Annotated in this window: 21 protein-coding genes and 1 tRNA gene; 11 read left to right on the forward strand and 11 right to left on the reverse strand. The window is 68.2% G+C overall.

What is annotated here, in order from left to right; genetic code table 11:
* Positions 1 to 101 precede the first annotated feature (101 nt).
* Genes A2G96_RS17185 through A2G96_RS17195 form a run of 3 tightly spaced genes read left to right on the forward strand, consistent with a single transcriptional unit; the run spans position 102 to position 2,655 of the window.
* Positions 102 to 1,349 (forward strand): M48 family metallopeptidase, encoded by a 1,248-nt coding sequence (locus A2G96_RS17185; protein WP_062801247.1) that lies wholly within the window; start codon positions 102 to 104, stop codon positions 1,347 to 1,349.
* Positions 1,346 to 2,317 carry a ribosome small subunit-dependent GTPase A gene (gene rsgA, locus A2G96_RS17190; RefSeq protein ID WP_062801249.1) on the forward strand — a complete coding sequence of 324 codons (972 nt, stop codon included), beginning with the start codon at positions 1,346 to 1,348 and terminating at the stop codon, positions 2,315 to 2,317. Before A2G96_RS17185 ends, rsgA begins: the two co-directional genes overlap by 4 nt.
* A gap of 32 nt (positions 2,318 to 2,349) precedes the next feature.
* The gene (locus tag A2G96_RS17195) at positions 2,350 to 2,655 is read left to right on the forward strand and encodes a putative signal transducing protein (RefSeq protein ID WP_062801252.1); all 306 of its coding nucleotides are present in this window, start codon (positions 2,350 to 2,352) and stop codon (positions 2,653 to 2,655) included.
* Between the two features lie 40 nt (positions 2,656 to 2,695).
* Here the strand turns inward: A2G96_RS17195 and A2G96_RS17200 are convergent, their stop codons facing one another.
* A complete protein-coding gene (locus A2G96_RS17200; protein ID WP_062801254.1) occupies positions 2,696 to 3,700 on the reverse strand; it encodes a CobD/CbiB family protein in 1,005 nt (334 codons plus the stop codon).
* A 190-nt stretch (positions 3,701 to 3,890) separates the two neighbouring features.
* Positions 3,891 to 4,589, reverse strand: a complete 699-nt coding sequence (locus A2G96_RS17205) for a pirin family protein (protein ID WP_062801256.1) — start codon at positions 4,587 to 4,589, stop codon at positions 3,891 to 3,893.
* Positions 4,590 to 4,741: 152 nt separating this feature from the next.
* Between A2G96_RS17205 and A2G96_RS17210 the strand changes: the two genes are divergently transcribed.
* A complete protein-coding gene (locus tag A2G96_RS17210; RefSeq protein WP_062801258.1) occupies positions 4,742 to 5,662 on the forward strand; it encodes a LysR family transcriptional regulator in 921 nt (306 codons plus the stop codon).
* A 10-nt stretch (positions 5,663 to 5,672) separates the two neighbouring features.
* Complete coding sequence (gluQRS, locus tag A2G96_RS17215; protein WP_062801261.1) at positions 5,673 to 6,593, forward strand: tRNA glutamyl-Q(34) synthetase GluQRS; 921 nt, start codon at positions 5,673 to 5,675, stop codon at positions 6,591 to 6,593.
* 59 nt (positions 6,594 to 6,652) lie between these two features.
* On the opposite strand, the gene A2G96_RS17220 is transcribed toward gluQRS, so the two are convergent.
* On the reverse strand, positions 6,653 to 8,155 hold the full coding sequence (locus A2G96_RS17220; RefSeq protein ID WP_062801264.1) for a DEAD/DEAH box helicase: 1,503 nt from the start codon (positions 8,153 to 8,155) through the stop codon (positions 6,653 to 6,655).
* 323 nt (positions 8,156 to 8,478) lie between these two features.
* On the opposite strand from A2G96_RS17220, the gene A2G96_RS33910 reads away from it, so the two are divergent.
* Positions 8,479 to 8,634, forward strand: coding sequence for a hypothetical protein (locus A2G96_RS33910; RefSeq protein ID WP_167354374.1), 156 nt, complete (start codon positions 8,479 to 8,481; stop codon positions 8,632 to 8,634).
* Positions 8,635 to 8,669: 35 nt separating this feature from the next.
* On the opposite strand, the gene A2G96_RS17225 is transcribed toward A2G96_RS33910, so the two are convergent.
* Together A2G96_RS17225 and A2G96_RS17230 are read right to left on the reverse strand one after the other, a co-directional pair.
* Positions 8,670 to 9,668, reverse strand: a complete 999-nt coding sequence (locus A2G96_RS17225) for a Bug family tripartite tricarboxylate transporter substrate binding protein (protein WP_062801266.1) — start codon at positions 9,666 to 9,668, stop codon at positions 8,670 to 8,672.
* Between the two features lie 62 nt (positions 9,669 to 9,730).
* On the reverse strand, positions 9,731 to 11,377 hold the full coding sequence (locus A2G96_RS17230; RefSeq protein WP_062801269.1) for an acyl CoA:acetate/3-ketoacid CoA transferase: 1,647 nt from the start codon (positions 11,375 to 11,377) through the stop codon (positions 9,731 to 9,733).
* Positions 11,378 to 11,582: 205 nt separating this feature from the next.
* Here A2G96_RS17230 and A2G96_RS17235 point away from each other — a divergent pair, with 205 nt between their 5' ends.
* Positions 11,583 to 12,362 (forward strand): IclR family transcriptional regulator domain-containing protein, encoded by a 780-nt coding sequence (locus A2G96_RS17235; protein WP_062801271.1) that lies wholly within the window; start codon positions 11,583 to 11,585, stop codon positions 12,360 to 12,362.
* A gap of 537 nt (positions 12,363 to 12,899) precedes the next feature.
* Here A2G96_RS17235 and A2G96_RS17240 read toward each other — a convergent pair.
* Entirely contained in the window at positions 12,900 to 13,817 is a 918-nt protein-coding gene (locus A2G96_RS17240; RefSeq protein ID WP_062801274.1) for a LysR family transcriptional regulator, read from the reverse strand.
* A gap of 423 nt (positions 13,818 to 14,240) precedes the next feature.
* On the opposite strand from A2G96_RS17240, the gene A2G96_RS17245 reads away from it, so the two are divergent.
* The 3 genes from A2G96_RS17245 to A2G96_RS17255 all read left to right on the forward strand — a co-directional run bounded on the left by A2G96_RS17245 (position 14,241) and on the right by A2G96_RS17255 (position 17,362).
* Positions 14,241 to 14,750 carry a nucleoside deaminase gene (locus A2G96_RS17245; RefSeq protein WP_062801276.1) on the forward strand — a complete coding sequence of 170 codons (510 nt, stop codon included), beginning with the start codon at positions 14,241 to 14,243 and terminating at the stop codon, positions 14,748 to 14,750.
* 138 nt (positions 14,751 to 14,888) lie between these two features.
* Complete coding sequence (locus A2G96_RS17250; protein WP_062801278.1) at positions 14,889 to 15,080, forward strand: hypothetical protein; 192 nt, start codon at positions 14,889 to 14,891, stop codon at positions 15,078 to 15,080.
* Between the two features lie 38 nt (positions 15,081 to 15,118).
* The gene (locus tag A2G96_RS17255; protein WP_062801280.1) at positions 15,119 to 17,362 is read left to right on the forward strand and encodes a phosphocholine-specific phospholipase C; all 2,244 of its coding nucleotides are present in this window, start codon (positions 15,119 to 15,121) and stop codon (positions 17,360 to 17,362) included.
* A 74-nt stretch (positions 17,363 to 17,436) separates the two neighbouring features.
* On the opposite strand, the gene A2G96_RS17260 is transcribed toward A2G96_RS17255, so the two are convergent.
* Positions 17,437 to 17,515: transfer RNA gene (locus A2G96_RS17260), tRNA-Ile, on the reverse strand.
* Positions 17,516 to 17,525: 10 nt separating this feature from the next.
* The gene (rpoD, locus tag A2G96_RS17265; RefSeq protein WP_062801282.1) at positions 17,526 to 19,802 is read right to left on the reverse strand and encodes an RNA polymerase sigma factor RpoD; all 2,277 of its coding nucleotides are present in this window, start codon (positions 19,800 to 19,802) and stop codon (positions 17,526 to 17,528) included.
* On the opposite strand from rpoD, the gene A2G96_RS33395 reads away from it, so the two are divergent.
* Positions 19,792 to 20,199, forward strand: a complete 408-nt coding sequence (locus A2G96_RS33395; protein WP_231909593.1) for a hypothetical protein — start codon at positions 19,792 to 19,794, stop codon at positions 20,197 to 20,199. The genes rpoD and A2G96_RS33395 overlap by 11 nt on opposite strands.
* 106 nt (positions 20,200 to 20,305) lie before the next feature.
* Here the strand turns inward: A2G96_RS33395 and dnaG are convergent, their stop codons facing one another.
* From dnaG to rpsU, 3 genes are all read right to left on the reverse strand, one after another.
* Positions 20,306 to 22,117 (reverse strand): DNA primase, encoded by a 1,812-nt coding sequence (gene dnaG, locus A2G96_RS17275; protein WP_062801286.1) that lies wholly within the window; start codon positions 22,115 to 22,117, stop codon positions 20,306 to 20,308.
* Positions 22,118 to 22,317: 200 nt separating this feature from the next.
* Complete coding sequence (locus A2G96_RS17280; RefSeq protein ID WP_062801288.1) at positions 22,318 to 22,767, reverse strand: GatB/YqeY domain-containing protein; 450 nt, start codon at positions 22,765 to 22,767, stop codon at positions 22,318 to 22,320.
* A gap of 125 nt (positions 22,768 to 22,892) precedes the next feature.
* Complete coding sequence (gene rpsU / locus A2G96_RS17285; RefSeq protein WP_062801290.1) at positions 22,893 to 23,105, reverse strand: 30S ribosomal protein S21; 213 nt, start codon at positions 23,103 to 23,105, stop codon at positions 22,893 to 22,895.
* Positions 23,106 to 23,178: the final 73 nt, after the last annotated feature.

Raw genomic sequence — 23,178 nt, forward strand, 5'->3', positions numbered from 1 at the left:
TTTCCGGAATTCCCGGACCGCCGCCTGCCCACCCCGCGGCGCGGTCCCCACGGGCACCCGTCGGGCAACGCCGGGCGCCCGCACCCACAAGGCGCTTGCCGATGTTCACGATTGTCTTTCTCGCCGCCCTGGTGCTGATGGTGCTGACCAAGCTGTGGCTGGCCGCGCGCCAGGTGCGCCATGTCGCGCAGCACCGCGCCGCCGTGCCGGCGCGCTTTGCCGACACCATCAGCCTGGCCTCGCACCAGAAGGCCGCCGACTACACCATCGCCCGCACGCGGCTGTCGATGCTGGAGGTGCTGGCCGGCGCCGCGGTGCTGATCGCCTTCACCATGCTGGGCGGGCTGCAGTGGCTCAACCAGTTCTGGCTGGAGATTTTCGGCCCTGGCTATGCCTATGGCGTGGCGCTGGTCGCCAGCGTGGCGCTGATCGGCGGGCTGGTCGACCTGCCGTTCTCGCTCTATGGCCAGTTCGGCATCGAGCAGCGCTTCGGCTTCAACAAGATGACCTTCGGGCTGTGGCTGGCCGACCTGGTCAAGATGCTGCTGGTGGCCAGCGCGCTCGGCCTGCCGCTGCTGCTGGCGGTGCTGTTGCTGATGGATCGCGCCGGCTCGCTGTGGTGGGTGTGGACCTGGCTGGTGTGGATGGCGTTCAACCTGTTCCTGCTGGTGGTGTTCCCGACCTTTATCGCGCCGCTGTTCAACAAGTTCGAGCCGCTCGACGACGCCTCGCTGCGCCAGCGCATCGAGAGCCTGATGCAGCGCTGCGGCTTTGCCAGCAAGGGGCTGTTCGTGATGGACGGCAGCAAGCGCAGCGCGCACGGCAATGCGTACTTCACCGGCTTCGGCGCGGCCAAGCGCATCGTTTTCTTCGACACGCTGCTGTCGCGCCTGTCGGGCGACGAGATCGAGGCGGTGCTGGCGCACGAGCTGGGCCACTTCAAGCGCCGCCACGTGGCCAAGCGCATCGCCGTCACCTTCGCGCTGAGCCTGGTGTTCCTGGCGCTGCTGGGCTGGCTGGCGACGCGCAGCTGGTTCTACACCGGGCTGGGGGTGGCGCCCAACCTGGGCGTATCCAACAGCGCGCTGGCACTGGTGCTGTTCTTCCTGACGCTGCCGGTCTTCACCTTCCTGCTGGGGCCGCTGTCGAGCCAGACCTCGCGCCGCCATGAATTCGAGGCCGATGCCTTTGCCGCCGACCAGACCAATGCCAGCCACCTGGTATCGGCACTGGTGAAGCTGTACAAGGACAACGCTTCCACGCTGACGCCCGACCCGCTCTACAGCGCCTTCTACTACTCGCATCCGCCCGCGGCACAGCGGATCGACCGCCTGCTGGCGCACGCATGAGCCGCGCCACGCGTCACCGCAACGCCGGCGGCGGCACCAATGCCGGCACGACGACGGAATCCGCCCTGGTCATCGCCGCCCATGGCCGTCACTACGTGGTCGAACTGGGCGACGGATCGCGCATGCATGCCTTCCCGCGCGGCAAGAAAAGCCACTGCGCGGTGGGCGACCACGTCAGCGTCGAGCGCGCCGCCGCCGACCAGTGCGTGATCACCGGGGTTGCGCCGCGCAAGAACCTGCTGCACCGCTCGGACCAGTTCAAGTCCAAGCTGCTGGCGGCCAATATCGACCAGGTCATCATCGTGCTGGCCACCGAGCCGGGCTTCTCCGAAGACCTGCTCGGGCGCGCGCTGGTCTCGGCCGAGGCGCTCGAAATCCGGCCGCTGGTGGTGCTCAACAAGACCGACCTGCCCGAACGGCTGGAAGAGGCGCGCGGCCGCCTGGCGCTGTACCGCGGGCTGGGCTACGACACGCTGGAGCTGTCGGTGCGCGCCGATCCGGCACAGGCCTTGGCCGCGCTGCGGCCGCGCGTGGCGGGTCTGGCCAGCATCCTGATCGGGCAATCGGGCATGGGCAAGTCGTCGCTGCTGAACCTGCTGATCCCGGGCGTCGACGCGCAGACGCGCGAAATCTCGGCCAAGCTGGATTCGGGCAAGCACACCACCACCTTCACCCGGCTCTACCACCTGCCGCAGGACTGGGGTACGGTCGATGGCCGCCAGGGGGCGCTGATCGATTCGCCGGGCTTCCAGGAATTCGGGCTCTATCATCTCAGCGAGGGCATGCTGGAACGCGCCTTCCCCGAGTTCCGCCCGCTGCTGACGTCGTGCCGCTTCTACAATTGCCATCACGTCAACGAGCCCGGCTGCGGCGTGCTGGCCGCGGTGGCGGCCGGCGATATCTCGGAACGCCGGCACCAGCTCTACACGCAGCTGCTGCACGAATCCAGCCAGCAGAAGCCGTGGTAAGGTAAGCGCACCTGGGTTCACGGTGCGCTGTCATGAAACTGCTGTTGTCCGCCACGTCCCTCGTCCACGCGGCCCATTGCCAGAACGTCTTGCGCGCGGCCGGCATCCGGGCGGAGCTGCGCAATACCTGGCTGGCCGGCGCTACCGGCGAGATTCCGTTCCGCGAGAGCGCGCCGCAGGTGTGGCTGGTCGATGACGAGATGGAGGCGCAGGCGTGGGCGGTGCTCAATGCCGCGGCCAACCCGGTGCCGGGGCCCAGCTGGCAATGCGACCGTTGCGGCGAATGGCACGAGGCGCAGTTCGGCGCATGCTGGCGCTGCGGCGCGGCGCGCGGCTAACCTGCCTCGATCGACCGGCTACATGCCGGCCAGGCGCTGCTCAACCCACCCACAGCGCCAGCGACAGCATCGCCAGCAGCAGCATCCACAACACCACCGCGCGCCATACCAGGCCCACCGCCGACTGCAGCGTGCGCACGCCCGGCTCGGTGCCGAACTCGGGCGGCGCCGGCTCCGGGCCGCCGTTGGCGCCGTCGGCGTCTTCCATGCCGGGCGCATAGTCCACCGCCGGGCCGGCCACGCTGGTGCGCAGCACCACCGTGGAATCGTCCTCTGCCAGCGGCGTGCCCAGCCGCACGCCCAGCGCGCCGCCGCCGCTCGCCAGCAGGATGCCGTTGACGGCATCGTTCCACTTGCGCGCATGGTTGCGCCAGGCGTAGACCGCGTCCTCGAAGTTGCCGACGATGGCAAAGCCGATCGAGGTCAGCCGCGACGGGATCCAGTCGAGCAGGTAGAAGGCGCGCGCGGCGAAGCGGCCCAGCGCGGGGCTGCGCTCGGTCGACGGCAGGTTCCAGTGGCGGCCCAGGTATTCGGCGGTGCGGTACAGCACCACGCCGCCGGGGCCGACCGGCACCAGGAACCAGAAAAACACGCCGAACACATGCCGGTGCACGGCGATGATCGCCGCTTCGAGCGTATGGCGCACGATTTCGGACACCGGCATCTCGACCGTGTCGAGCCCGGTCCACTCGTGCAGCAGCGTGCGCGCGGTATGGAGATCGTCGCGGTTGAGCGCTTCGTGGATATCGGTGAAATAGTGGCTGAACTGGCGGAAGCCCAGCGTCATGTACAGCACCAGCACGTTCCACGCGAGCGTCAGCGCCACGCTGATCGACGCCAGCAGGTAGTGCACCACGATCACCGCCAGCGTCAGCGGCAGCACCACGGTCAGCCAGGCCAGCGCGGCGTCGCGCGGGCGGCCGGTGTCGAAGGCGTGCTCGGCGCGGTCGCCGAGCGCGCGCACGATCTCGTAGATCGGGTTGTTGCGGCCCAGGGCGCGGAACTGCTCGGCAATCAGCGCCAGGAGAATGGAAACAAAGGTCATCTTGGTACGGGGTGCTCCAAGGGCACGCCGGCCCGTTCGGGCCGGCCGGCGCGACTGGCCAGCGATGTGCCGGCGCAGGCGCAATGCATAGCGAGAAGATAGCACAGCGCTACGCGCGGGCACCCCGGCGCGCCGCGCAAAAGCAAAAGCCCGCCATGGGGCGGGCTCTCGCGTCGGGTTGCGAACGGTGTCAGGGCAGGTCGAACACCAGCACCTCGGCGCCATCGCCGGCGGACAGCGCGACCTCGGCCACGTCTTCCAGCCTGGCCGCGTCGCCGGCCTCGAGCGCCTTGCCGTTGACCGTGACCCGGCCGCGCGCCACATGCACATAGGCGCGGCGGCCCGGCGCCAGCGCCAGCGTGGCGGCCTCGTCGCCGTCGAACAGGCCGGCGTAGAGCCGGATGTCCTGGTGCACCAGCACCGAGCCGTCGGTGCCGTCGGCACTCGCCACCAGGCGCAGCTTGCCGCGCTTGTCGGCCGCGTCGAAGTGCTTTTCCTCGTAGCCCGGGTCGATGCCATTCTCGGCCGGCACGATCCAGATCTGCAGGAAGTGGGTGGTGTCGTGCGCGGCGTGGTTGTATTCCGAATGGCGCACGCCGGTGCCGGCGCTCATGCGCTGCACGTCGCCCGGGCGGATCACGCTGCCGTTGCCCATGCTGTCCTTGTGCGCCAGCTCGCCTTCCAGCACGTAGCTGATGATTTCCATGTCGCGGTGGCCATGGGTGCCAAAGCCCATGCCCGGCGCGACGCGGTCTTCATTGATCACGCGCAGCGGCCCGAACTGCACATGCTGCGGGTCGTAGTAGTCGGCGAACGAGAACGAATGATAGGACTTCAGCCAGCCGTGATCGGCGTACCCACGCTCTGCGGACTTTCTGATTTCAATCATTTTGATGGCCCTCCTTGAGCCTTTTCGCCGACAGCACCGTCTGGAGAACCGTGTTGCGGCATGTGTTTTCGCTTTGGATGCTAGGCAGTTTAGGCCTTCAGGCGTATATTGACGGGGATCGACTTAGAAGCAGTCATTCAGAATTTCTGAACATGGCACTCTCGCTAGAATCCCTAGAAGTCCTCGACGCCATCGAACGCAAGGGCAGCTTTGCCGCCGCCGCCCACGAGATGGGCAAGGTCCCCTCCGCGCTGACCTACGTGGTGCGCAAGCTGGAAGAAGACCTCGACGTGTTGCTGTTCGACCGGCGCCGCCATCGCGCCGAGCTCACGCCCGCCGGCCGTGCCCTGCTCGACGAAGGCCGCCACCTGCTGCACGCCGCCGACGACCTGGCGCGGCGCGTCAAGCGCCTGGCCACCGGCTGGGAGGCGACCCTCACCATCGTGGTCGACGACCTGATCAACTTCCGCGCGCTGCTGCCGGTGATCCACGATTTCTATGCCGAGAACACCGCGACCCGGCTGCGCTTTTCCAAGGAAGTGCTCGGCGGCGCGTGGGACGCGCTGGTCAGCAACCGCGCCGACCTGGTGATCGGCGGCGCCTACGACGCGCCCAGCACGCAGGGCTTTCAGATCCGGCCGCTGGGGTCGATGCCGTTCGTGTTCGCGGTCGCCGCGCATCATCCGCTCGCGACCGAGGCCGGCCCGCTCACCACCATCCAGATCGCCAAGCACCGCATCGTCGCGGTGGGCGATACCTCGCGCAACCTGCCGGCCCGCACCCATGGCGTGCTGGCCGGCCAGGACGTGCTGGTGGTGCCGACCATGCGCGACAAGCTCGAAGCGCAGATCCGCGGCCTCGGCTGCGGCTGGCTGCCGGCGCCGATGGCGCAGCCGCATATCGAAAGCGGCGTGCTGCAGGCGCGCGAGACCGTCGAAGTGCGCGCGCCGGGCAACTTCAAGGTGGCCTGGCGCACCAGCAACCGCGGCAAGGCGCTGCAGTGGTGGGCCGGCAAGCTGGAAGACCCGCGCCTGGCGCAGGCGCTGCTGCAGCAACCGGACTTCGCCGGCTGAGGGTGGGCTGATGGCAGGGACCGAGCCAACGCTTGCCGCGGGCGGCTATCGCGGCCGCTTCGCGCCCTCGCCCACCGGGCCGCTGCATATGGGCTCGCTGGTCACCGCGCTGGCCAGCTGGCTCGACGCGCGCGCGCATGGCGGGCAATGGCTGGTGCGCATCGAGGACATCGACACGCCGCGCTGCGTGCGCGACGCGGACCACGACATCCTGCACACGCTGGAGCGCGTCGGCATGACGCCCGACGAGCCGCCGGTGTGGCAGAGCCGGCGCGAACCGCACTACGCCGACGCGCTGCGCCGGCTCGATGCCGCGGGGCAGCTCTACCCGTGCGGCTGCTCGCGCAAGGAGATCGCCGATTCGCTCGTGCACGTGCGCGAGCGCCACCAGACCCTGGGCTATCCCGGCACCTGCCGCCACGGGCTGAACGGCAAGCTGCCGCGCGCGTGGCGCGTGCGCGTGCCGGACGGGCCGGCCGCCATCGTGTGCTTCGACGACCGCTGGCAAGGGCGCCAGTGCCAGAACCTCGAAACCGAACTGGGCGACTTCGTGCTGCGCCGCGCCGACGGGCTGTGGGCCTACCAGCTTGCGGTGGTGGTCGACGACGGCCTGCAGGGCATCACGCATATCGTGCGCGGCGCCGACCTGCTCGACTCCACGCCGCGGCAGATCCACCTGCGGCACCTGCTGGGGCTGCCCACGCCGGCCTACCTGCACGTGCCGGTGGTGGTGAACCAGCTTGGCGAGAAGCTCAGCAAGCAGAGCGGCGCGCAGCCGATCGACACCAGCGCCCCGCTGGACGCGCTGCGCGCGGCCGGCGCGCACCTGGGCCTGTCGAATCCTGCCGGCACGGTGCAGGACTGGCTGGCGCGGGCAACCGACGGCTGGCGTGAGCGGCTGGCCACGCTGCCGCTGCCGGCATCGGTCTAGCCGCCGCAAAAACAAATGGCCCGCACAAGCGGGCCATTCTCTGCCAAACGTCGATCCGTTCAGGACTTGCGCGGCACCCCGCCGAGCAAGGCCGCCACCGGCCGCTTGGGCGCCTGGCGGCCGCGCGTCAGTGCGGCGGCGACTTCGTCGGCGGCCTTGGCCTGCGTCGCGCTGGCGGGGCTGGGCTCATACGGGCGCGAGAAGAACGGGTCGTCCGAGGCGCGGAAGGCCTGGCGGCTGGCACCGTGGTCGTGGCGGCGCGGACGCTCTTCGCTGTCGGCGCTGCCGCGCGCGCGGCGCACTTCGCCGCGCTCGCGGCGGCGTTCGGTGTCGGCCTGGCGGGCGCGCGCGCCGGTGGGGTCGAAGCCCTCGAGCTTCCCGCGCGGGATGCTGCGCTTGATCAGCTTCTCGATATCGGACAGCAGGCGCTCGTCATTGCCCGGCACGTAGATCGACAGCGCGTCGCCGCTGGCACCGGCGCGGCCGGTACGGCCGATGCGGTGCACGTAGTCTTCGGCGCTGAACGGCAGGTCGAAGTTGATCACGCACGGCATGTCGGGGATGTCGAGCCCGCGCGCGGCGACGTCGGTGGCGACCAGCGCATCGATGGTGCCGCTCTTGAAGCCGTCGAGCGTCTGCATGCGCTCGGTCTGGGTCTTGTCGCCGTGGATCGCGGCGGCGTTGATGCCTTCGCGCTCCAGGTGCCGTGCCAGCCGCGAGCAGCCGATCTTGCTGTTGACGAAGACGATGCACTGGCGCGACTGCGACTGCTCGGCGCGCTGCCGGAGCAGGTGCACCACCGCGGCCTGCTTGTGGCCGTCCTCGACCTGGTACACCGCCTGGCGCACGTTCTCGTTGGTCGAGTTGCTGCGCGCCACTTCGATGGTGACCGGCTGCTTCAGGTAGCTGGAGGCGAGCCGCTTGATTTCGGGCGAGAACGTCGCCGAGAACAGCAGCGTCTGGCGCTGCGCCGGCAGCAGGTTGATGATGCGCTGCAGGTCCGGCAGGAAGCCCATGTCGAGCATGCGGTCGGCTTCGTCCAGCACCAGCATCTGCACCTGCGACAGGTTCACCGACTTCTGCTGCACGTGGTCGAGCAGGCGGCCGGGCGTGGCCACCAGGATCTCGACGCCGCGTCGCAGCGCGTCGGTCTGCGGGTTCATGTCGACGCCGCCGAACACCACCGTGCTGCGCAGGTCGGTGTGCTTGGCATAGCGGGCGACGTTGTCGTAGACCTGGTCGGCCAGCTCGCGCGTGGGGGTCAGCATCAGCGCGCGCACCGGGTGGCGCGCCGGCGAGGCGCTGGCATTGGCCAGCGGCAGCAGGCGCTGGATGATCGGCAGCGCGAAGCCGGCGGTCTTGCCGGTGCCGGTCTGCGCGGCGCCCATCACGTCCTTGCCCAGCAGCACCACCGGAATGGCCTGCGCCTGGATCGGCGTGGGAGAGCTGTAGCCCTGCTCGGACAGGGCACGCAGGATGCGCGCGTCGAGGCCGAAGCTGTCGAAGGTCTGCACGGCGGCGGGAGCCGCGGTGGTAGGTTCTGGTGCGTTCGTAGTGGTCATGGGTATCGGTATTGGCGGGAGGCGAACCCGGCACAAACGGATACGCGTCTGGAACTCATCTCGCCCTGAATCTCGTGCGGCGCCGGCGAGCTTCCGGCGCGGCCCTGCTGGCTGCAGCAATTGGCCAAGAGAATCAAAGACTTAGATTTTAGCATCTCTGCCCGCGCAGTGGGCGCTCAGGCACCGCCGTGCGGCGGGCGCGACAGGCCGGCGCCGGCAGCCAACGCCCGCGCGCATTGTCAAGACATTGTCATATCGGCCAAGCAAGATGCCGGCGGCGCGGCGCCCCCCCCACCGCGCGGCTTCTTCACATCGAGACCGACATGGACTTCGAGCTGTTTCGCCAGACCTGCCAGCAGTTCCTGCGCACCTCCAGCCAGTTCCTGGGACTGGCCACGGCCGGCCGCCAGGCCGCGCTGCCGATGCCGACACTGCCGGCCCTGCCCCACAGCCAGCCCCAGGGCCGGCAGCCCGCCTGAACCGCGGCGCGACCGCCGGCTCGTCATCCGCACGCTCAGTCGCCGCGGATGCCGTTGTCCTGGATCACCTTGCCCCACTTGCTGTAGTCGGCCTTCATGCGCGCGGCCAGCTGCTCCGGCGGCATATAGGCGGCCACGGTGCCGGCACCCAGCATCTTCTGCTGCACGGTCGGATCGGCCAGCGCCTTCTTCAGCTCCGCCGACAACGTCGCCACCACTTCCTTCGGCGTGCCGGCCGGCGCCAGCAGCCCGCCCCATGCGGTGGCATCGAAGCCCGGGAACCCCTGTTCGGCCACCGTTTTCACGTCCGGCGTAAAGCTGACGCGCTTGTTCGAGCCCACCGCGATCGGGCGCAGCTTGCCCGCCTTGATATGCGGCAGCGCCGCGATCATGTCCGAGAACATCATCGGCACCTGGCCGGCCAGCAGGTCGGAGATCGCCGGTGCGCTGCCCTTGTAGGGCACGTGCTGCACGTCGAAGTTGCCCAGGTTCTTCAGCAGCTCGGTCGACAGGTGGCCGAAGCTGCCGTTGCCGGCGCTGGTGTAGTTGAGCGCGCCCGGCTTGGCCTTGGCCTTGGCGATGTACTGCTGCAGGCTGGTCACGTCCGGCATCGCCTGGGGATTGACCACCATCACGATCGGCAGGTCATAGGCCGCGCCGATCGGCGTGAAGTCCTTGAAGATGTCGTAGCCCTTGCGGTTGATCAGGTGCGGCGCCAGCAGCGTGGGCGTGGCCAGCACCAGCAGCGTGTAGCCGTCGGCGGGGCTCTTGGCGACGTTTTCGGCGCCGATGGTGCCGGAGGCGCCGGGGCGGTTGTCCACCACCACCGGCTGCTTCAGCGTTTCGCTCATCTTCTGGCCGATGATGCGCGCGGCGGTATCGGTCGGGCCGCCCGGCGGGAACGGCACCACCAGCCGGATCGGCTTGCTCGGGTAGGTCTCGGCCAAAGCCGGTGCGGCGGCGAGCGGCAGCGTGGCGCTCAGGAGCACGGCGCCCAGGCGGCGCTGGAAGGTACGGCGGCTGGTGTTCTGCATGGTGTGACTTTGTCCTCGGATGAATCGCGGTGAATCAGAATCGGTTTCTGGTGCGGCGGCCGTTACAGCCGCATGGTGCCGGCCTGGAACAGCCGGGCATCCATCTGGCGCAGGTCGGGCGCTACCGCCACCGGCGTGGCGCACTGGTCGAGCACATCCCGCTGCAGGTCGACCCCGGGAGCGATCTCGACCAGCGTGAGGCGCGCTTCGCCGCCCTCCTCGCCCTTGCTGTCCTCACTGGGGCGCATCTCGAACACCGCGCGTTCGGTGATGTACACCACCGGGATGCCCAGCGATGCCACGTAGGGGCCGTTGAAGCTCAGGTGCGACACCTCCGGCACGATCTTCTTCACGCGGCCCTCGCGCACGATCTGCAGGCTGCCGTCGCCGGCGCTTACTTCCAGCCCGCCCGCCGTCAGCGTGCCCATGAACACCACCGCGCGCGCGCTCTGGGTGATGTTGATAAAGCCGCCGACGCCGGCAATCAGCGCGCCCTCGCCTTCGCCGAACTTGCTGACGTTGACGTTGCCCTGGCCATCGAGTTCGGCCAGTCCGAGGATCGCCAGGTCGATGCCGCCGCCTTCGTAGAAATCGAACTGCGCGGGCTGGTCCACCACCGCTTCCGGGTAGGCCGAGGCACCGAAGCTGAGGCCATCCGCGGGCGTGCCGCCGATGGGGCCGGCTTCGACGGTCAGCGTGAAGCCGCCCAGCCCGGCCTGGTGCGCGAGCATGCCCACCGCAGCCGGCATGCCGACCCCGAGGTTGACCACGCGCGGCGCGCGCCGCGCCAGTTCCATCACCGCGCGGCGCTGCACGATGGTGCGCGCGTCGAGCGGCCCGGCCTCGGGCGACGCAGCGGCGGCATCGTCGGTAGCACCCTCGCCCTGCCACGGCGTGACGTAGGCCGGGTTGAAGGCCTCCGCGAACGTCATCTGGTGGTTGGCGGGGTTGTCGCAGACCACCACGTAGTCGACCAGGATGCCGGGCACGTGGATGGCCTGCAGGATCTCGTGGTGATCGACCAGGCTTTCGACCTGTGCGATCACGATGCCGCCCGAGTTGTGCGCGGCCTGCGCCAACGCGAGCAGTTCGTGGTGGAAGGCTTCGCGATGGGTGCTGAGGTTGCCGCGCGCGTCGGCGGCGGTGCAGCGGATCAGCGCGCAGTCGATCGGAAAGCTGGGGTAGAACAGGTATTCGTCGCCGCGGAACTCGACCGCATCGACCCAGCACGCCTTGCCTTCGGCGATGGCGCGGCGCGCGCGCTGGTTGACCGCGCCGCCGTGGTAGCGCGCATCCTGCGCGGTGCGCGGGTCGACAAAGGTGTGCAGGCCGATTTTCGTCATCACGCCGGGCTTGCCGCCGGCAATGGCGCGGTACAGGTGGGTCAGCACGCCCTGCGGCAGGTTGTAGCCCTCGCACTGCTCGGCCATCGCCAGCGTGGCCAGCCGCGTGGCCGAGCGCCAGTGGCCGCCAACCACGGTGGCAGTCATGCCGGCATTGCCGAAATGATTGACGCCGCGCGCGCCGCGGTCGCCCTGCCCGGCCGAATACACCAGCGTCAGGTCGCGCGGCAGGCCGTGCTGCAGGAAGCGCTGCTCCAGCGCCTCGGTCACGGCCTCGGCATGGCCGGCGCCGACAAAGCCCGCGCTGGCCACGGTCCAGCCATCATGCACGAGCGCCGCCGCTTCACGCGCGGTGATTACCTTCATTGCTGTCTCCGGTTTTCGTCGCGCCGTCCCGCATCGCTGGCGGCACGCTTTCCGTGAATTCGTTTTTGCGAACTTCGTTTTGCGAACATTTGTTCGGAAAACGCTATCATACGGAGATGCTGCCGGTCGGCGCAAGCCCTCCGCGACGGCACCGACCCGCACGTGCCTGATCGTTCATCTCACGACCGCTCCCTGCCAGACGCCTATGCCGCAAGCCGAAACCGCCAAGAAAGACGAACTGCTGGAATCGCTGAGCAAGGGCCTGGCGCTGCTGCGCCTGCTGGGTGCGGGCGCGGAGCGGCTGACCATGCAGGAGGTAGCCGACCAGCTCGACGTGACCCGCGCCGCCGCGCGCCGGCTGCTGCTGACGCTGGAGCACAACGGCTACGTGGCGCAGGACGGCCGCCACTTTGCGCTGACGCCGCGGGTGATGGAGCTGGGCTACGCCTACTTCGCCTCGATGAGCCTGCCGCAGATGGCGCGGCCCTATCTGCAGCAGCTGTGCGAGACGCTGGGCGAAAGCTGCTCGCTGGGCGTGCTCGACGCCGAGTCGGTGGTGCTGGTGGCGCGCGAGGAGCCGCGCCAGCTGCTGCGCGTCGACATGGCGCTGGGACGGCGGATGCCGGCCTATGCGCATTCGCTCGGGCGCGTACTGCTGGCCGGCCTGGACGACAGCGCGCTGGAGGCCTACCTGGCGGGCGCGACGCTGCGCAAGCTGACGCCGTTCACGGTCAGCTCGCGCGCCACGCTGGCGCGCACGCTGCGCCAGGTGCGCGCCGACGGCTACTGCGTGCTGGTCAGCGAACTGGTCGACGGCTACGCCGGGATCTCGGTGCCGCTGCGCGACCAGGCCGGCAAGGTGGTGGCCGGGCTGGGCTTCAGCATGGTGCTGGGCAGCCGCGACCGGGCCCACCTGGAAGCGCGCTTCCTGGCGCCGCTGCGCGAGGCCGCCGCGCGCATCGAGGCCATTCTGCAGGCGCGCTGAGCCGCGCCCGGCCCATGTAGAAAAGCCCCGCGTGCCGGGGAGGCAGCGGGGCTCAAGCGGTAGCGGGGCAATCGGTTCGACCACCCACGCCGTCGATCTTGGCGCATCGCGCCGACTCGGGCATCCCCCAAATGCGGGCCATTGCATGCGCCGTGGCGGGTGGGCCGCGGGCGCGCCCTGCAAAGCCAGTCAATCATGGCCCTGTCACACGCCTGTAGGAATCCGGGTTTTCGCCGAGCGGGTTTTCGCCAGCTTCCGGCCGGCGGCCGGATGCGGTCTACTGGTCTCACATCGACGCCCCTGGCACCGCCCCACGCCGGATTGCCACCGCCGATGGTGCTGTAAAACTAGTCCAATGACCGGGAGACAGACCATGGTGACGAAGAAAGAAGAGGCTTTCGTACTGAAGAACCTTCTCGCGCTTGCCGCAGTGGAAACCCTGGGCGGCGCGATCGCCTTGGGCATGGTCTTCCACCTGATCTGATCATCCCCACCCGGTCGCCGGCGCTGCCACGCCGGCGACCGCCTTGCGGCCCTTCAGCGCGCGGTCTGCTGCCCGCGCCGGTCCACCTCGAACACCATGTTGTCGCGGAAGCGCTGCCGCAGCCATTGCACGGCCCGGCCCTGCGGCCGCGCCGACTTCGCCCAGATCAGGTCCACGCCGACCAGCCAGTCGGTGTACGGATAGGCCGCCAGGTCCAGCTCCACCAGCTCGCCCCGCGCCAGCGCCTCGCGCACCAGCTGCCGCGGCAGCGTGGCCCAGCCCAGCCCGCTCCTCACCATCTCCACCAGCGCCAGGTAGCTTTCGGCACGCCACACCCGCGCCGCGCGCAGGTATTCGCTGGTGGGCAGCTTGTCGGCATGCGCGCTGAAGGCGAGGCGCCGATAGGCGTGCAGGTCGGCGAACGACACCTGCCCGCGCCCGGCCAGCGGGTGGCCGGGATGCACCACGTGCACCATGACAAGCTTGCCCAGCTGCACGAATGCCAGCTCGGGCGCGTAGTGCGGCTGCGCGAAGGCGATGCCAAGCTCGGCCTCGCCCTGCAGCACCAGTTCGCTGACATCGCCGTAGACCGGGTTGCGCAGGGTCAGGTCGACATACGGGAACTCGCGCTCGAACTCCGCCAGCACCGGCGTCACCGCGTGGTACGGAATCTCGATCGCCAGCGTCAGCCCGGGCGGGTTGGCATCGGCCAGGCTGGCGGCATGGGACTGCAGCGACAGGCAGCGCTCCAGCACCGCCTCGGCCTCGGTCAACAGCTTGCGGCCGGCCGCGGTCAGCGCCGGATTGCGGCTGCTGCGGTCGAACAGGGGCACGCCCAGGTCGATCTCGAGGTTGGCCACAGCCGCGCTGATGGTGGACTGGGTCTTGCCCAACCGCCGCGCCGCGGCCGAGAACGAGCCAGTCTCCACCACCAGCGCGAACACCTGCAATTGGTCCAGCGAAAAGCGCATTTCCCCTCCCCGCCACCCATCGACCAGATCGATAGGTATTGATTTGTTATCCCGATGAAATTGCGGAGATGATGCCGCAAGCGCCCAGCCCGCACAAACCCGCGAGCCGCGGTCCGCCCGACGCGCCCGGCAGAGGCGCCAGCGGCGTCCATCGAAACAGGAGACAAGTGCATGAAGACCCCGACGCCGGTGCATCCGGTCGATGAAATCCTGCCGTTGCGCCAACTGGCGAGCTTCGGCCTGCAGCATGTGCTGGTGATGGCGCGGTGGCGGTGCCGCTGATCCTGGGCAGCGCGCTCGGGCTGTCGGCGGCGCAGGTGGTGATGCTGATCAACGCACGCCACCACGCCAGCGCCGCGGCGGCAAGACCGGGCCGAAGAGTCAACCCTGTCCTGATTTCCCCAACAACCGGAGACCCCGAGCATGACCCGAATCACCGATCCGTCCGGCGCCGAATTGTCGCCACTCGACCTCGCGCTGCTGCGCCGGTCGATTGCGCTGTCCGACGAATCCAGGGCCCGCGGCCGCCATCCGTTCGCGGCGCTGGTAGCCGACGCGGCCGGCAATATCATCGCCAGCGCCGGCAACAATTCGATGCCGCCCGAGGGCGACCCGACCCAGCATGCCGAGCTGGTCGCCGCCGCGCAGGCCGCGCGCGTGCTGCCGCCCGAACAGCTCGCCGGTTGCACGCTCTACACCAGCGCGGAACCGTGCTGCATGTGCGCGGGCGCGGTCTACTGGACCGGCATCGGCCGCGTGGTCTACGCGCTGTCGGAACACAAGCTGCTGGGCCTGACCGGCGACCATCCGGAGAACCCGACCTTCTCGCTGCCGTGCCGCGAAGTGTTTGCGCGCGGCCAGCGCAGGGTCGAGGTGGTCGGGCCGGTGCTGGAAGACGAAGCCGCGGCACCGCACGCAGGCTTCTGGCAGTAGCGCGGTATCCGCCGTCCGCCCCCTGGCGGACGGCATCGGGAAGGCATCCAACCCTGTCATAGCCACGTCACCGCCCCTTCCTACACTCGCCTGGCTCCGGCTCGCAGCAGCCGCCACCCCAACCAGCCAGGTGACTCCATGCTTCCCCGCAGACTGCCCACCACCCTGGCCGCGATGCTGATCGCGGCATTGCTCGCCGCCTGCGGCGGCGACGGCGGCCCCACCCTGTCGCCCACCGCAACGCTGGCGCCGAGCGCCCAGCCAGTCAAGCCGGGACAGCCCGGCAAGCCGGACCAGCGGCCCGATCCGGTGATCCGCTGCGCGCCCTGATCCCTTTCGTCAGTCCCCACGCACATTCCGACAAGACCATGGTCTCTCGCCGCAATTTCCTGCAGGCCGCAGCTGGCACCGGCTTCGCCGCCGCCGCGCTGGCCGCGTTTCCGCCCAGCATCCGCAAGGCCCTGGCCATCCCGGCCAACAATGCCACCGGCACCATCAAGGATGTCGAGCACGTGGTGATCCTGATGCAGGAGAACCGTTCCTTCGACCACTACTTCGGCACGCTGCGCGGCGTGCGCGGCTTCGGCGACCGCTTTACCATCCCGCTGCCCGGCGCGCGCCAGGTATGGCAGCAACAGCGCGCCAACGGCGCCGTGCTGACGCCGTACCACCTCGACGGCACCAGCAACAACGCGCAGCGCGCCGCCGGTACTCCGCACGCATGGCTGGACAGCCAGCAGGCCTGGGACCACGGCCGCATGGCCAACTGGCCGACGTACAAGACCAGCACCTCGATGGGCTACTTCAGGGAACAGGAGATCCCGTTCCAGTTCGCGCTGGCCAACGCCTTCACGCTGTGCGATGCGTACCACTGCTCGATGCATACCGGCACCGATGCCAACCGCGCCTTCCACCTGACCGGCACCAATGGCCCCACCGCCGCCAACGTCGCCTTCGTCAACAACGAGTGGGACGCGATCGACGGCCTGCCGGCCTCGGCCAACACCGGCTACACCTGGAAGACCTATGCCGAGCGCCTGGAAGACGCCGGCATCAGCTGGATCTGCTACCAGAACATGCCGGACGAATGGGGCGACAACATGCTGGGCGCGTTCCAGCAGTTTCGCAAGGCCAACCTGGCGTCTGGCTATCCGGTCTCCAGCGGCGGCGCGCCGGGCGCGCCCTATGCGAACACCGGCCAGCCGCTGCCGTACCACGCCTACGATGCCGCCACCGACAACCCCGGCAACCCGCTGTACAAGGGCGTGGCCAACACCCTGCCCGGCACCCGCCCCGACGAGTATCTCGATGCCTTCCGCCGCGACATCCGCGAAGGCCGGCTGCCGCAGGTGTCGTGGATCAACGCGCCGTCGATCTACTGCGAGCATCCCGGGCCCTCCAGCCCGGTGCAGGGCGCCTGGTTCCTGCAGGAGGTGCTGGACGCGCTGACCGCGGTGCCCGAGGTCTGGAGCAAGACCGTGCTGCTGGTCAACTTCGACGAGAACGACGGCTATTTCGACCACGTGCCCTCGCCCTCGGCGCCGTCGCTGAATCCGGACAAGACCTTCGCCGGCAAGTCGACGCTGAGCGATGCCGAGATGCTGGCCGAGTACTTCAACCAGCCGGCGCCGCCGGGCAGCCGCACCCAGCCCGCGGCGGACGGCCGCGTCTACGGCCCGGGGCCGCGCGTGCCGCTGTACGTGATCTCGCCGTGGAGCCGCGGCGGCTGGGTCAACTCGCAGGTATTCGACCACACTTCGGTGCTGCGCTTCCTGGAAGCGCGCTTCGGCGTGGCCGAGCCCCATATCAGCCCGTTCCGCCGCGCCGTATGCGGCGACCTGACCAGCGCCTTCAACTTCAGGACGCCCAACAACGAGGCGCTGCCCACGCTAGGTGGCCGCACCACGCGCAGCGACGCCGACCAGCTGCGCCGCGCGCAGCAGGCCCTGCCCGCGGTGCCGCTGCCCGCCGACATGCAACTGCCGCAGCAGGCCGCCGGCACGCGCCCGTCGCGCGCGCTGCCATATGAGCTGCACACCAGCGCGCGCTGCAGCGCCGTGGGCCAGGTCGAACTGGTGTTCGCCAACACCGGCACGCAGGCCGCGGTGTTCCACGTCTACGACCGCCTCCACCTGGAACGCATCCCGCGCCGCTATATGGTCGAGGCCGGCAAGTCGCTCAGCGATACCTGGAACGCGTTCCAGGACAATGGCGGGCAATACGATTTGTGGGTGCTCGGACCCAACGGCTTCCATCGCCATTTCCGCGGCGACACCCGCCGCATCGGCGAAACCGGCATCGCCCCCGAGATCCGTGTCTGCTACGACATTGCCAACGGCGATGTCTATGTCGACCTGATCAACGTCGGCGGCCGCGCCTGCCATTTCCACATCGAGCCGCTGGCCTACCGCGGCGATGGCCCATGGAAAGCCACCGTCGGTGCCAACGGCAGCAAGTCGCAGCACTGGCAGCTGGAGCAGAGCGGCCAATGGTATGACTTCGCGGTGACGTGCGACGCCGATCCGGCTTTCTACCGCCGCTTCGCCGGCCGGGTCGAGACCGGCCGGCATACGGTCAGCGATCCGGCCATGGGGACCGCGGCGCAGGGTTGAGCAGGTCGCCAGCGGGTATTCGCGGCAAGAAAAAAGGGGTTACGGCATTTACCGTAACCCCTTTTTCACTGCATTGGTGGGCCTCCCGTGAGTCGAACACGGCACCAACGGATTATGAGTCCGCTGCTCTAACCAGGCATGAGCTAGAGGCCCTTGGAAGCGTTTAGTTGCCTTCCAGGAAACTCTTCAGCTTGTCCGAGCGGCTCGGGTGGCGCAGCTTGCGCAGTGCCTTGGCCTCGATCTGGCGGATCCGTTCACGCGTGACGTCGAACTGCTTGCCGACCTCTTCCAGCGTGTGGTCGGTGCTCATTTCGATGCCGAAGCGCATGCGCAGCACCTTGGCTTCGCGCGGCGTGAGCGAGTCCAGCACGTCCTTGACGACGTCGCGCATGGAGCCGTGCAGCGCCGCTTCGGCCGGGGCCAGCGTGTTGGTGTCCTCGATGAAGTCGCCCAGATGGGAGTCGTCGTCGTCACCGATCGGCGTTTCCATGGAGATCGGCTCCTTGGCGATCTTCATGATCTTGCGGATCTTGTCTTCCGGCATCTCCATCTTCTCGGCCAGCGTTGCCGGATCCGGCTCGTTGCCGGTTTCCTGCAGGATCTGGCGCGAGATGCGGTTCATCTTGTTGATGGTCTCGATCATATGCACCGGGATGCGGATGGTGCGCGCCTGGTCGGCGATCGAGCGCGTGATGGCCTGGCGGATCCACCACGTGGCGTAGGTCGAGAACTTGTAGCCGCGACGGTATTCGAACTTGTCCACCGCCTTCATCAGGCCGATGTTGCCTTCCTGGATCAGGTCGAGGAACTGCAGGCCGCGGTTGGTGTACTTCTTGGCGATCGAGATCACCAGGCGCAGGTTGGCCTCGGTCATCTCGCGCTTGGCTTCGCGCGCGCGGCGCTCGCCTTCCGACATCTTGCGGTTGACGTCCTTCAGTTCCTTCAGCGGCAGCACCACGCGCGCCTGCAGGTCGATCAGCTTCTGCTGCAGTTCATGCACGGCCGGCACGTTGCGCTCGACGATGGTGCTGTAGCCCTTGCCGTCGGCGACCACGGTGTGGATCCAGTCGAGGTTGGTCTCGTTGCCCGGGAAGCGGGCGACGAAGTCCGAGCGCGGCATGCCGCACTTGTCGACCACGATGTTCAGGATGGCACGCTCGAGCTTGCGCACTTCGTCGACCTGGCCGCGCAGCGTGTCGCACAGGCGCTCGACGTTGCGGGCGGTGAAGCGGATGCCCATCAGCTCGGCCTGGATCGCTTCCTGCGCCTTGACGTAGGGCTTGGACTTGTAGCCTTCCTTCTCGAACGCGCGGCGCATCTTGTCGAACTGCTCGGCGATCACGCGGAATTTCTCCAGCGCGTTCTGCTTCAGCTCTTCCAGCTGGCGCGCGGACGCGCCGGCGCCGGCACCGCCTTCGTCGTCTTCGTCCTCGTCGCCTTCCTCTTCGTCGTCGGACTCGAGGTCCTCGTCATCGGCCGCCGCGGCCGCGGCCGACGGGGCTTCAGGGGTTTCCTCGGCGTTCGGGTCGATCAGGCCGTCGACGAACTCGTCGATCTTGATCTCGTCGTTGGCGACGCGTTCGGCGTGGGCCAGGATCTCGGAGATGGTGACCGGGCACGCCGAGATCGCCATCACCATGTCCTTCAGGCCGGCCTCGATGCGCTTGGCGATCTCGATTTCGCCTTCACGCGTCAGCAGCTCGACCGTGCCCATCTCGCGCATGTACATGCGCACCGGGTCGGTGGTGCGGCCGAACTCGGAGTCGACCGTGGACAGGGCCGCCTCGGCCTCTTCCTCGGCTTCTTCCTCGCTGGTGGCGGACGGGGCGTTGTCGTTGAGCAGCAGCGTCTCGGCATCCGGCGCCTGTTCGTAGACGGCGATGCCGATGTCGTTCAGCGTCGCGACCAGCGTGTCGATCGTTTCCGAATCGACCATGTCGTCCGGCAGGTGATCGTTGATTTCCGCGTAGGTCAGGTAGCCGCGCGACTTGCCCAGCTTGATCAGCGCCTTGAGCTTCTGGCGACGCAGCTCGAGCTCTTCCTCGGTGCCTTGCTGGGTCGAGGCGAACTCCTTGAGCAGGGCCTTTTCCTTGGCCTTGCGGTCCTTGGCTTTCTGCTTTTCGGTCTTCGGCGCCGCGGCCGGTGTGGCCGCCGCGCGCGTATCGTTCTCGTAAAACTCTTCGGTCACGTCGTCTGTTGTGCTGTCGTCGTGCTGCATCTCGGCCTTGGGCTTGCGGCCACGCTTTTTCGGCTCCGGCTTGATTGCCGGCGCAGCGGGACGCTCGGATGCAACGGATGCAGGTGTCGCGGCACGCGCCTTGGCGGCCGTCGCGGCCGCGCCTTGCTTGGCGCCTCCGCTCTTGGCGCCGGCGGCTGCCGCTCGCTTGCTCTCGACTTCGGTATTCTGCTGTTTCGCCACGGTGATACTCTTGCCTTTCACTGGTGCAGATGCTGCTGCAGATGCGGCGACCTTGCCGCTCGTACTGGCGCTCTTGCCGCTCTCGCGTGCCGAAGTCGAGGCCTTTGTCTTTTCGGATGTGCGGGTTCTGGTGGGAGTCGTCACGGCGGGCGCTTGCGCGCGGCGCACGGACTTTGATGGCGCAGACCGGGCTGGCGTCTTGACGGTCGCGGTCGATGTCTTCGCCGCCGTGGTTTTCACAGACGCCTTGCCGCTCCCTGATTGGGGAGCTTTAGAGGTAACCCTTTCGGTTGCTTTGGCCTTTGCCATTGGCACGCTCACTTTCACCAGAACTGGAGAGAAAGATTTCGCAATCCAAACCGGCTATTGTAGCACGCCACGCATAGCCGGCTCCCTGTCAGGTGAGGTTTTCACCTGAAAAATCAAGGCTTAAGCTCGGCGCGGCCGGGCCCGGTCCCTGATCCACTGCTTGTCCAACGCTTGTTGCCGCCTCCCGGTTGAAGGCCAGGGCGCCCGCCGGCGCCTCAGCCCAGTTGGCGCCGCCGGTGGATTTCGCCCACCAGCCAGCGCATGCGCTGCTTGGCCGCCTCGTCCGCCGTGCCGGCGACCACTTCCGCCTGCAGGCTGTCGAGCTCGCGCCGCAGCGGCTCGGCCAGCAGCTTGGTGATGGCCGCATCGAATTCCTGTGTTGCAGGTGCTTCTTCAATCTCCTCGCGCAATACCGCCGTGCGCGCCGCGGCATAGACCTCGGCATACGGGCTCTGGGCCAGGTGCTCGCTGAAGGCCGCGAAATTCACTTCGCCCTGGACCCCGTCGCACGCGCTGACCAGGTGCGCCAGCACTTCGCTGTCGCCGCCCTCGCCTTCCAGCAGCAACGCCCGCGCATCCTCGTCCAGCCGTGCCGACAGCGCCGGGTAGCACATCAGCAACTGGATCACCCGCTGCTCCAGCCCGGTCGGAGCCTGGCGGCGCGCGCGCGGGCGCGGCTGGGCGAAGCGCCCGACCCGTGCCGGGTCGCTGCGCAGGCCGCAGATTGCCTCGATCTCCGCGGGCGTCGTACCGGTGGCATCGGCAAGTTCGCGCACGATCTGTAGCCGCAGCCCACCCGCCGGCATCGCCTGCAGCAGCGGCTTGGCCTCGTATTGGGCACGGGCGCGACCCTCGGGCTGGCGCAGGTCCAGTTCCTCGGTGACCGACTGCAGCAAAAAGCGCGACAGCGGCATCGCATTGCGCACCTGCGCGGCGAAGGCCTCGGTGCCCTCTTCGCGCACATAGCTGTCGGGGTCGTGCTCGGCCGGCAGGAACAGGAAGCGGATGGTCTTGTTGTCGGCCACGTGTGGCAGGCACGCCTCGAGCGCCCGCCTGGCGGCGCGCCGGCCCGCCGAATCGCCGTCGAACGAGAACACCACCGCGTCGGTCTGGCGCAGCAGCTTCTGCACGTGCACGGGCGTGCACGCCGTGCCCAGGGTGGCGACGGCGTTGGCAAAACCGAGCTGGGCCAGTGCCACGACGTCCATATACCCTTCGACCACCAGCACATAGCCGGTTTCCCGGATCGCATGGCGGGCCTCGAACAAGCCATACAGCTCGGTGCCCTTGCTGAACAGCGGGGTCTCGGGCGAGTTCAGGTACTTGGGCTCACCCTGCCCCATCACGCGGCCGCCGAAGCCGATCACCGCGCCCTTGGTGTTGCGGATCGGGAACATGATGCGGTCGCGGAAGCGGTCGTAGCGCCGCGGCTTGCCGTCCGCGTCGCGCTTGTCGCTTTCGATCAGCAGGCCGGCCTCGACCAGCGGCGCCGCCACGTTGTCGTCGCGATAGCTGCCGAACACCGCCTCCAGGCCCTGCCAGTCATCGGGCGCATAGCCAAGGCCGAACTGGCCGGCAATCTCGCCGGTCAGCCCGCGCCCCTTCAGGTACTGGATGGCCTGCGGGGCGCCGCGCAGCTGGCGGCGGTAGAAGTCGGTGGCGCGGGTCATGGCGTCGGACAGCGCCACCGAGCGCGCCTGCTGTTCGGCACGCTGGCCGGGTGGCAGGCGGTCGCGCTCCTCGGGCACGGTCATGCCGACCGACTGGGCAAGCTCGCGCACCGCCTCCGGGTACGACTGGCCGGAAAACTCCATCAGGAAGCCGATGGCCGAGCCATGCGCGCCGCAGCCGAAGCAGTGGTAGAACTGCTTGGTCGGCGACACCGTGAACGACGGCGATTTCTCGTTATGGAACGGGCACAGCCCCATGAAATTGGCGCCGCCCTTCTTCAGCTGCACATACTTGCCCACCACATCGACAATGTCGACACGGTTGAGCAGGTCCTGAATAAAGGATTGCGGAATCACCCGACTGACCGTCCTGAGGCTTGGCCGTCCCACGGCGGGCGGCCCTTTTTGGAATGCGTGACCGGTGCGGCGCCCGGCTGCTATCGGAATATTGTAGTGCAGCACAGAACGGCTGCCCGGATTGCTTCACATCTGCGCGCAACACCTGTGATTTAACAGCTTCTTGCGCGCATCACGCTTACAACCCATTAAATCAGTATTTACTTTGGTGCAAGCGCGGCCTTGACCAGCGCGGATACGGCGGTCATGTCGGCACGGCCGGCCAGCTTGCCCTTGAGCACGCCCATGACCTTGCCCATATCCTGCGGGCCGGCGGCGCCGGTGGCGGCCACGGCCTGCTGCACCTCGGCGGCCACTTCCTCATCCGACAGCGCGGCGGGCATATAGACCTTCAGCACCTCGACCTCGGCCAGTTCCTTGTCGGCAAGGTCATTGCGGCCGGCCTGCTGGAACTGCGCGATCGAGTCCTTGCGCTGCTTGATCAGCTTTTCGACCACGGCCAGCACGGCGCTGTCGTCCAGTTCGACGCGTTCGTCGACTTCGCGCTGCTTGATCGCCGCCAGCAGCAGGCGGATGGTGCCAAGGCGCTCGGTCTCGCGCGCACGCATGGCGGTCTTCATGTCTTCGCTGATACGGGCTTTGAGGGACATCGTGATCTTCCAGAAAGTGGGCAGGCACTTACACATGGCGGCGGATGCCGCCGCTGCAAGGCCCATAACGCAAAAACCCGCCGAGCATACGCCACAGCGGGTCGGGGGCAAGCGCGAAGCCGGCGTCAGTACAGCTTCTTCTGCAGCATCTGGCTGCGGATGCGCTTGTAATGGCGCTTCTCTGCCGCAGCCTTCTTGCGCTTGCGCGCGGCGGTGGGCTTTTCGTAAAACTCGCGAGCCCGCAGTTCCGGGAGCAGGCCGTTCTTTTCGATGGTGCGCTTGAAACGGCGCAGGGCAACTTCAAAAGGCTCGTTTTCCTTGAGGCGGATCGTAGTCATTTGGCCGGAAAATGAAAGTATTTTCGGGATGGCGGCGTTACGAAGTTCTGGATTGTAGCACCAACAATCTGGC

The sequence above is a fragment of the Cupriavidus nantongensis genome, from assembly GCF_001598055.1.
Lineage (GTDB): Bacteria > Pseudomonadota > Gammaproteobacteria > Burkholderiales > Burkholderiaceae > Cupriavidus > Cupriavidus nantongensis.